General features: G+C 52.4%; 11 protein-coding genes. 9 read left to right on the plus strand and 2 right to left on the minus strand.

Features of this window, described 5'->3' with window-relative positions; all coding sequences use genetic code 11:
- Positions 1–15: 15 nt before the first annotated feature.
- The 8 genes from ACFQ1T_RS14020 (at position 16) to ACFQ1T_RS14055 (ending at position 5392) form a co-directional block, all read left to right on the plus strand.
- Entirely contained in the window at positions 16–837 is an 822-nt protein-coding gene (locus tag ACFQ1T_RS14020) for an NYN domain-containing protein (RefSeq protein ID WP_275356811.1), read from the plus strand.
- Positions 834–1424, plus strand: a complete 591-nt coding sequence (gene wrbA / locus ACFQ1T_RS14025) for an NAD(P)H:quinone oxidoreductase (RefSeq protein ID WP_379077898.1) — start codon at positions 834–836, stop codon at positions 1422–1424. The genes ACFQ1T_RS14020 and wrbA overlap by 4 nt, the downstream gene beginning before the upstream one ends.
- 23 nt (positions 1425–1447) lie before the next feature.
- Positions 1448–2188, plus strand: a complete 741-nt coding sequence (locus ACFQ1T_RS14030) for a HugZ family pyridoxamine 5'-phosphate oxidase (RefSeq protein ID WP_228518645.1) — start codon at positions 1448–1450, stop codon at positions 2186–2188.
- Entirely contained in the window at positions 2185–2547 is a 363-nt protein-coding gene (locus ACFQ1T_RS14035; protein ID WP_379077901.1) for a DUF2069 domain-containing protein, read from the plus strand. Before ACFQ1T_RS14030 ends, ACFQ1T_RS14035 begins: the two co-directional genes overlap by 4 nt.
- Before the next feature lie 96 nt (positions 2548–2643).
- Complete coding sequence (surE, locus tag ACFQ1T_RS14040; protein ID WP_275356815.1) at positions 2644–3393, plus strand: 5'/3'-nucleotidase SurE; 750 nt, start codon at positions 2644–2646, stop codon at positions 3391–3393.
- A 20-nt stretch (positions 3394–3413) separates the two neighbouring features.
- A complete protein-coding gene (locus tag ACFQ1T_RS14045) occupies positions 3414–4088 on the plus strand; it encodes a protein-L-isoaspartate(D-aspartate) O-methyltransferase (protein ID WP_194746997.1) in 675 nt (224 codons plus the stop codon).
- Positions 4085–4972, plus strand: coding sequence for a peptidoglycan DD-metalloendopeptidase family protein (locus ACFQ1T_RS14050; protein ID WP_379077906.1), 888 nt, complete (start codon positions 4085–4087; stop codon positions 4970–4972). The genes ACFQ1T_RS14045 and ACFQ1T_RS14050 overlap by 4 nt, the downstream gene beginning before the upstream one ends.
- 72 nt (positions 4973–5044) lie before the next feature.
- Entirely contained in the window at positions 5045–5392 is a 348-nt protein-coding gene (locus ACFQ1T_RS14055; RefSeq protein ID WP_379077909.1) for a hypothetical protein, read from the plus strand.
- 61 nt (positions 5393–5453) lie between these two features.
- Here ACFQ1T_RS14055 and leuA read toward each other — a convergent pair whose 3' ends face one another.
- Entirely contained in the window at positions 5454–7148 is a 1695-nt protein-coding gene (gene leuA, locus ACFQ1T_RS14060; RefSeq protein WP_379077912.1) for a 2-isopropylmalate synthase, read from the minus strand.
- Positions 7149–7312: 164 nt separating this feature from the next.
- Here leuA and ACFQ1T_RS14065 point away from each other — a divergent pair, with 164 nt between their 5' ends.
- Complete coding sequence (locus ACFQ1T_RS14065; protein ID WP_275356819.1) at positions 7313–7777, plus strand: Lrp/AsnC family transcriptional regulator; 465 nt, start codon at positions 7313–7315, stop codon at positions 7775–7777.
- Between the two features lie 190 nt (positions 7778–7967).
- On the opposite strand, the gene ACFQ1T_RS14070 is transcribed toward ACFQ1T_RS14065, so the two are convergent.
- Positions 7968–8288, minus strand: a complete 321-nt coding sequence (locus tag ACFQ1T_RS14070; protein ID WP_275356820.1) for a hypothetical protein — start codon at positions 8286–8288, stop codon at positions 7968–7970.
- Between the last annotated feature and the right edge of the window lie 153 nt (positions 8289–8441).

The raw sequence follows: 8441 nt of genomic DNA on the forward strand, positions 1-8441 counted from the left end.
ACGGCTGACTGACGCATGCATACAGATAAACCCAACCCCAGATTAGCGGTGCTGATTGATGCGGACAACACGTTTAACGTCATCCCCATCATTGATGCGCTGTTTGAAGAAATTTCCAAATTTGGCGATGCCAGCATCCGCCGCATTTATGGTGACTGGACACAACACCAACTGAGCCGCTGGAAAGAGGTGCTGCCCAAGCATGCCATCCAGCCCATGCAGCAATATGCCAACACCAAGGGTAAAAACGCCACAGACAGCGCCCTCATTATTGATGCGATGGATTTACTGTATACCGCACCGCTGGATGGCGTCTGCATCGTGTCGAGTGACAGTGACTTTACCAGGCTGGCGATCCGCTTCCGTGAGTCAGGCAAATCGGTATATGGCTTTGGTGAGGCCAAAACGCCCGAATCATTGCGTGCCGCCTGTAACCGCTTTGTGTTTATCGAGATTCTTTCCCAAGACAAAAAAGCCGATACCGATGAATCAGCCGCGGTCATGGACAAGAGCACTGCGGACAAACCAGATACGCTGAGCAAGCAAGCAACGGCAATCGCTGAACCGTTGTTGCTAAGCCCCACCGTCAAAAAAACCTCACAACAACTGGCCATGGATGCCAAGCTGGTGTCCCTGACGCGATCCGCCATAGAAGCGCTTTCGGAAGATGACGGCTTTGCCAACCTCAGTGAGGTCAAAAAACATATGATTAAAAACTATTCTGCGTTTGACTCCAGAAACTATGGATATGCTAAATTTAGCGAGTTGATTCAATCCATCGGGCTGTTTGAGCTGGATCACAAAAAGCAGCACGTTAAAGACAAACGAAAAAAATGACAGAAATTCTGATTCTTTATTACTCTCAAGGCGGTGCCGTGCGCGAGCTGGCACAACAGATTGCACGCGGCGTAGAGAGTGTGCCCGGTGCTCAGGCACGTCTGCGCACAGTGCCCAAAATCTCGGCCAACTGTGAGGCCACCGAGCCCGAGATCCCAACCAGTGGTGCACCCTATGCCACACTGCAAGATCTCGAAGAATGTGCCGGACTGGCACTAGGCAGCCCAACACGGTTTGGCAATATGGCTGCCCCAATGAAATATTTTCTCGATGGCACCTCCGGGCTCTGGCTCAAAGGCGCGCTGATTGGCAAACCGGCGGCGGTGTTCACCTCCAGTGGCTCCATGCACGGCGGCAATGAAATGACTTTGATGACCATGATGATCCCGCTGCTGCACCATGGCATGCTATTGATGGGCTTGCCATATTCCGAGCCGCAATTGGGGACAACTAAAACCGGTGGCACCCCGTATGGTGCCAGTCATATCGGCGGCGCGATGGATGATCAGCCCTTGTCTGACGATGAGAAGAAATTATGTCTGGCCTTGGGCAAACGTCTGGCCCACACCGCGCTCAAATTGCAATAATCGTTTTTTAGGGAATTTTAAGTATGTCTGATGCACCCATCCCGAAATCATTGGCTCGTGAAGCCCGTCAATTCTTGTTCTCAACCCGTCATGCCATTTTGTCGACGCATTCGATGAAGTATCCCGGCTTTCCGTTTGGCTCGGTGGCACCGTTTGTCTGCAACCAGCAGGCAGAGCCCGTGGTTCTGATCAGCACGATTGCCGAACATACAAAAAATATTCTCGAAAACGCCAAAGTCTCTTTACTGGTGTTTTCCGGGGCTGAAGACTTGCAAGCCAACGCGCGCCTGACATTGATGGGTGAAGCCATGCCTTGCGACAAGCAGGATGCCGATTTGCGCGCCCGCTACCTGCGCTATTTGCCACAGGCAGCCAGCTACTTTGATATGCATGACTTCCATTTTTACCGCATTCAGGTGGAGCATGTGCGCTACATTGCCGGCTTTGGCCGCATGGGCTGGTTTGAAGGCTCGGCGCTCAACGAAGGGCTGGGCGAGAGCATGCTCGCCGCGCAAGAAGCGGGCATCGTCGCCCATATGAACGAGGACCACAAGGATAGCCTGCTGCAGTATTGCAAGCATGTTCATGACATCACCGCCGACCATGCAGAAATGATAGGCCTGGATGCTGAAGGGTTTGATGTGCAATATCATCAGGGTGAAGAAACACAAGGGCTGTTGCGGTTTGCCTTTGAGCAGCCGGTACTGAACGCCATGGATGCGCGCAAAGCCTTGGTAGCCTTGTCTCAAGCGTGCAAAGCATGATCGCGCGCTGGTTGATGATCAGTCGCTGGGTCGCCAGCGTCAGCTTGATTGTGCTGATTGTATTGTGTCTGGGGTGGGAGATTTTATGGGCGCCCTTGCGGGCTGGTGGCAGCTTGCTGTTTTTAAAAGTCTTGCCGCTGTTGGGCCCGTTATTCGGCATTTTGCGTGGCAAGCGCTATACCTACCAATGGTCAGGCATGCTGATTCTGTTTTACTTTACCGAGGGCGTGGTACGGACATGGTCAGAGACAGGGCTCAGCCAGTGGCTGGCGCTGGCAGAGGTCATCTTCAGCGCATTGTTTTTTGCCAGCGTGGTCACCTATGCCAAATTTAGCGGTAGCCGCTATCAGGCCGCCTGACTAACATTGTCCTACCGCGCGGGTTGGCCATTTTTGCTGTAAATTCTTTGTTGAATCCACGCTGACAAGCCCGCTAAACCTTATATAATATCGGGCATGAAAATCCTGTTATCTAATGACGATGGCTATCTTGCGCCCGGCCTCAATGTCCTGGCCGCGCATTTAAGCAAAATAGCCGAGATCACCGTGGTCGCGCCCGAGCGTAACCGCAGTGGTGCCAGCAACTCACTCACCCTGGACAGACCTTTAAGTGTCAAACAAGCCGCCAATGGCTTTTTTTATGTCAATGGCACCCCCACCGACTGCGTACACATTGCCCTGACCGGCCTCATGCAGGAAATGCCGGACATGGTGATCAGCGGTATCAATGACGGTGCCAATATGGGCGACGATACCATTTACTCTGGCACCGTAGCTGCAGCGACTGAGGGGTATTTACTGGGCATTCCTTCTTTTGCCATTTCGATGTCGCAACATCAGGCACTGCACTTTGAAACGGCGGCCAAGATCGTGGTGGACCTGGTCCAGCAATACAACCACAGCGAGTTTACCGAGCCAACCTTGTTAAACATCAATGTGCCAGATGTACCATTTGAAGCAATCAAAGGTAAAAAAATCACGCGACTGGGCAAACGTCACAAGGCCGAACCCGTCATTCAACTGCAAACCCCCAGAGGCGAAACCGTTTACTGGGTAGGTGCCGCGGGCCAGCCGAATGACGGCGGTGAAGGGACTGACTTTCACGCCGTGGCCGAAGGCTATGTCTCCATTTCACCCATACAGGTAGATTTAACCAAACACTCTCAAATTGCCACCCTGCAGCAATGGCTGCAAAGCAAGCAATAAGTCATCAAGAATTCAGTGACATGGCGATTCCAAGAACATCACACAAAACCGGTATCGGAATGACCTCTTCGCGGACACGCGAGCGCATGTTGACGCGCCTGCGTGAGCAAGGTATTCAGGATGAAGTGGTCATAGCGGCCATGGCAGAGATTCCTCGCCATATCTTCGTCGATGAAGCACTGTCTATCCGCGCCTATGAGGACGTTTCATTGCCGATTGGTTACGGTCAGACTATTTCGCAGCCATATATCGTGGCCAAAATGACGCAAATTCTGCGCAATGGCAAACCATTGAACAAAGTGCTTGAGATTGGCACGGGCTGCGGCTACCAGACCGCAGTATTGTCGCGCGTGAGCACCGACGTCTACTCACTGGAACGCATCCGGCCGCTGGTGATGAAAGCCAGAAACCATCTTCGCACCTTGAAATGTACCAATGTCAAACTGGACCACGCCGATGGCAGCCTGGGCCTCAAGGATTATGGCCCGTTTGATGCCATTATGGTCACCGCGGCGGCCAGCCATGTGCCGCCTGAGCTGGTCGAACAATTAGCCGTCGGTGGCCGCATGGTGATCCCGGTCGGCACTACCGACCAGGTACTGCATTTAATTGAACGCACCGCCCAGGGAATTCAGCAAACCGCGCTGGAATCCGTGAAGTTTGTCCCATTGCTAGGAGGCACTGCTTTATCATGAATCTACGCACCTTGCTGACCGCGTGCGGAACCGCCTGTACACTTGCTGCCTGTGCCCTCAACTCTCCCATGCCGCGCGCACCGGTGGTCACCAGCGTGTCACCTGCGCCAGAGAGCAAACCGGCTGCGCCGGTCAGCGTGGGGGCAAATCAGTACCTGGTACAAAAAGGCGATACGCTCTACAGTATCGGCCGCAAATTTGGCATCCCGTTCATAAAGCTGGCCGAGTTCAACCAGCTGCAAGCGCCGTATGAGATTCATGTCGGCCAAGTCCTCAACCTGACCGCAAAAAGCGGCACCAGCGCAACAAACAATAAAGCCACCGATCCTGCAGGCGCGGATGATGCTGAAGTCGTCACCTCGGCGATCAGCAGACCAGACATGAATGCGACCCCAGAGGCTGCAAGCACGGCCAATGCCGCACCAGCGCTGCAGGCCACCACAGAGGGCGAAAAGTCTGCAGCCCCCTTAGACCTCGAAGCCATCACCGACGGCGACATTCAATGGCAGTGGCCGCTGGCAGGCAAAGTGAGTGCAGGGTTTGACGTACAAACCAATAAAGGCTTGAATATCACGGGGAGCGCCGGTCAGGCGGTCAATGCCGCGGGCGCGGGGAAAGTGATTTATAGCGGCATGGATGTGCGTGGCTATGGCAAGCTGATTATCGTCAAACACAACAGCAACCTGCTCTCTGTCTATGCGCATCAGGGCAACTCGCTGGTCAAGGAAGGCGTATTTGTGACACAAGGTGAAAAACTCGCCACCCTGCCCGCCCCGGCCAATAACAAACTGCCTGTGCTGCATTTTGAAATCCGGCAAAAAGGCAAACCGGTAGACCCGGCGACATATTTACCGAGTACGCCGGCCACCGCCAGCAGCCATTAAACCAAGCACGGTCGACATGCATCGACCGCTGGCAGGTTAAACCATGCAGGTGCACTCAGCAAAGGAGCTGGTATGGATCCCAACCGCTATAGCAAAAATCGCGATATCCGGCCAGACAGCGGATGGAAAATCCTGCAGGCGGTGCTGACGCTAGGCCTGGTGCTTTGCGGCCTGGTCGGGATCGCTGTCCATCTATTCAGCAGTGAGTCACGCCCGACTGACTGGTTGCAATGGCTGATGGCCAGTCCGATGAATATGGTGCTAGCGGTCGTCACCCTGCTGGCCCTGTTTGTGTTTCACCGCTATATCAGCCACCTGAGCAACCAGCAGCGCCGCTCAGCCAGTGACTTTCCTGTTTATGTCATGATGCTGTTAGGCGCTTATTTTATCTACCAACTGCTAACCACAGGTCATTGGTAGCCGCCTGCTAGCGCCCCAGTCTAACCAGATCAAAATCCAACCAGATTAAGGCCCAGCCAGATCAAGCCGTTTTACGCAGGCTGCCCGCCTGCACATGGCAACGGTTCATACCACTAAAGATGGCCTTGATCGAAGCAGTGACGATATTGGTATCCATCCCCACGCCGTAACACACCTTGCCCTGACACGCGACCTCGACAAACGCGCAGGCCATGGCCTCGCCAGCAGACGGGCTGGCCCCTAGCGAACGCTCTTCAAAACTGCGCACCTGTACCTCAATGCCCATATGTTGCAGGGCATGAATCGCCGCATCAACCGGCCCGTTGCCTTGCCCACTGGCGATGGCGGGCACGCCATTGACTGCCATATGCATGCGGATCGCCTGGCCCTGGGCATGACTTTCCAGCTGATAGTCCTGCATATGCATAGGCATCACCGTAGACACATAGTGAGCATTAAACAGCTGCCACAGAGTCTCAGGCCCCACCTCGCTGCCGTGTTGGTCGGTATATTGCTGCACCACGGCAGAAAATTCGACCTGCATGCGTCTGGGCATTACCACCCCATAATGACTCTCAAGCAGATAAGCCACGCCGCCTTTGCCTGACTGGCTATTCACCCGGATAATCGAATCATAATTGCGACCCACATCCTTGGGGTCTATCGGCAGGTAAGGCATATTCCAGGGCGCATCGGCAGGCTGCGACTGTCTTGCCGCGAATCCCTTTTTAATCGCATCCTGATGCGAACCAGAAAACGCAGTAAACACCAGATCGCCCGCATAAGGGTGGCGCGGGTGAATCTCAATCTGCGTACACTCCTCCACCGTCCGGCCAATCGCATCAATGTCGGAAAAATCCAGGCCAGGATGCACACCTTGCGAATACATATTCAGCGCCACAGTCACCAGATCCACGTTGCCCGTGCGTTCCCCATGCCCAAACAGGCAGCCTTCCACGCGATCCGCCCCGGCCATGATGCCCAGCTCAGTCGCCGCCACTGCCGTGCCGCGATCATTGTGTGGATGCAGGCTCAGAATCACGCTGTCGCGATGCGCCAGATGTCTATGCATCCACTCAATCTGGTCGGCATACACATTCGGCGTGGCCACTTCCACCGTCGCCGGCAGGTTGATAATGATCTTGCGCTCAGGCGTTGCCTCCCAGGCCTCAGTGACTGCGTCGCACACCTCTTTGGAAAATTCAAGCTCGGTCGCCGTGAACGTCTCCGGGCTATATTGCATCACGACTTCGGTCTCAGGCATCTCGGCGGCCAGTGCTTTTACCAGACGCACCGCGTCCACGGCCATCGCCTTGACCTCTGCCTTCGTCATATTAAACACCACATCCCTAAACGTTGGCGAAATCGCGTTATACACATGCACAATCACCCGACGCGCGCCACGGACGGACTCCATCGTACGGCGGATCAGATGCTCACGCGCCTGCGTCAGCACCTCTATGGTCACATCCTCGGGAATCTGCCTTTCTTCAATCAGGCTACGCACAAAGTTGAAATCGGTTTGCGAGGCCGAAGGAAACGCCACTTCAATTTCCTTAAAGCCCATCTGGCACAGCATCTTGAACATACGGCGCTTTTTATCCGCATCCATCGGCTCAAACAGCGACTGATTACCATCGCGCAGATCGGTACTCATCCAAATCGGCGGTTGCGTGATCACTGCATTCGGCCATTGACGGTCCGGCAGATGAACGGGAGGAAAAGCCTGATATTTATGTGCGGATTGTGTCTGCATGTTGTGCTCCAGAAGAGATGTTTTTGACAAGACACATGATAAAGACTTTGCAAAAAATTAAATTGCTAATTCAATCAAAAAACGCATTAATTAAAAATAATATTTCAATAAAATAAAATATTTTGTAATATTATTTCAACATTAAAATATTAAATGAAATAACCATGAAATTAGACCGTTTTGACAAAGCCATTTTAAACATCCTGCAAACCGAAGGCCATATCAGCAACCAGGACCTCGCCGACCGTATTGGCCTCTCGCCAGCCCCCTGCCTGCGCCGGGTCAAAGCGCTCGAACACGCCGGGCTAATCCTCGGCTATCAAGCGCTGGTAGACGCGAAAAAGCTAGGCCTAAGCCTGATGGCGCTCATCGGTATCTCCATGGATCAACACACACCAGAACGCTTCGCCAATTTTGAAAGCAGCATTACACAAATCCCCGAAGTGTTGGAATGCCTTCTAATCACCGGCCAGCAGTCTGACTACTTGCTGAAAGTGGTAGTGAAGGACATGGACGACTACCAACACCTGCTACTGCATAAAATCACCAAGATTGCAGGCGTCACCGGGGTGCATACGAGTTTTGTATTGAGAAATGTGGTGGCTCGGGCGAAAGTGCCAGTGGAATAACTCTTGAGCTGGAGAAAGTGGTTGGTTTTTAAAGTTTTTAACAATATCAGCTGCCCATTCCCCCTGCTCAGTGAGTGACTCATCACAATGAAGTGAGAACAAAGGTCTTTTAGTTTTTATCATCGTCAATCTTTGATACCTAACGTTTGAGTAAGGGGCGCGCTTTAGCGCGTCCCACTTGATGGATGGGTTAGGCATTAAGCTTTTGCAATAGCAGACTTCTTGTTTCATCTCTTTTGTTTGATAAATCAATATATCTCGTTCCACTGTCGTTTGTGAAGTCAAAGGACTTTCCAACGCCCTTCTCATCGTATGAATAGTCGTACCAAGCTTGATAGTCTTTGAAGAATTGAACCAATATTTCATAAATATCACTATTGGACTTAGATATTTCAATACCTAACTCACCAATTGATTTCCACTCGGCTTCTTTAATTCCAAGCCTTTGCGCAACGTTAACCACAACATATTGGTAAAAGCTTGCTAAATCGTGTTTTGTGAACTCAAACATCTTTTCTCCCATTTGCCTAACGTTTGAATTAAGGGGCACGCTTTAGCGTGTGATCTTGCCTGTAAAAAGTGGACATCATCTAACCGATCATTTCCACCGAAATCGGTGATTGATACCCAATACCCGAATGCAACCGTACCGGGTTATAAAAGT

The organism is Methylophilus glucosoxydans, from assembly GCF_042676145.1.
Taxonomy (GTDB): Bacteria; Pseudomonadota; Gammaproteobacteria; order Burkholderiales; family Methylophilaceae; genus Methylophilus; species Methylophilus glucosoxydans.

Coding starts and splice junctions, on each gene's coding strand:
- ACFQ1T_RS14050 (WP_379077906.1), top strand. CDS start 4,085: ATGAATCTACGCACCTTGCTGACCGCGTGCGGAACCGCCTGTACACTT.
- ACFQ1T_RS14045 (WP_194746997.1), top strand. CDS start 3,414: ATGGCGATTCCAAGAACATCACACAAAACCGGTATCGGAATGACCTCT.
- surE (WP_275356815.1), top strand. CDS start 2,644: ATGAAAATCCTGTTATCTAATGACGATGGCTATCTTGCGCCCGGCCTC.
- ACFQ1T_RS14020 (WP_275356811.1), top strand. CDS start 16: ATGCATACAGATAAACCCAACCCCAGATTAGCGGTGCTGATTGATGCG.
- ACFQ1T_RS14035 (WP_379077901.1), top strand. CDS start 2,185: ATGATCGCGCGCTGGTTGATGATCAGTCGCTGGGTCGCCAGCGTCAGC.
- ACFQ1T_RS14065 (WP_275356819.1), top strand. CDS start 7,313: ATGAAATTAGACCGTTTTGACAAAGCCATTTTAAACATCCTGCAAACC.
- ACFQ1T_RS14070 (WP_275356820.1), bottom strand. CDS start 8,288: ATGTTTGAGTTCACAAAACACGATTTAGCAAGCTTTTACCAATATGTT.
- leuA (WP_379077912.1), bottom strand. CDS start 7,148: ATGCAGACACAATCCGCACATAAATATCAGGCTTTTCCTCCCGTTCAT.
- wrbA (WP_379077898.1), top strand. CDS start 834: ATGACAGAAATTCTGATTCTTTATTACTCTCAAGGCGGTGCCGTGCGC.
- ACFQ1T_RS14030 (WP_228518645.1), top strand. CDS start 1,448: ATGTCTGATGCACCCATCCCGAAATCATTGGCTCGTGAAGCCCGTCAA.
- ACFQ1T_RS14055 (WP_379077909.1), top strand. CDS start 5,045: ATGGATCCCAACCGCTATAGCAAAAATCGCGATATCCGGCCAGACAGC.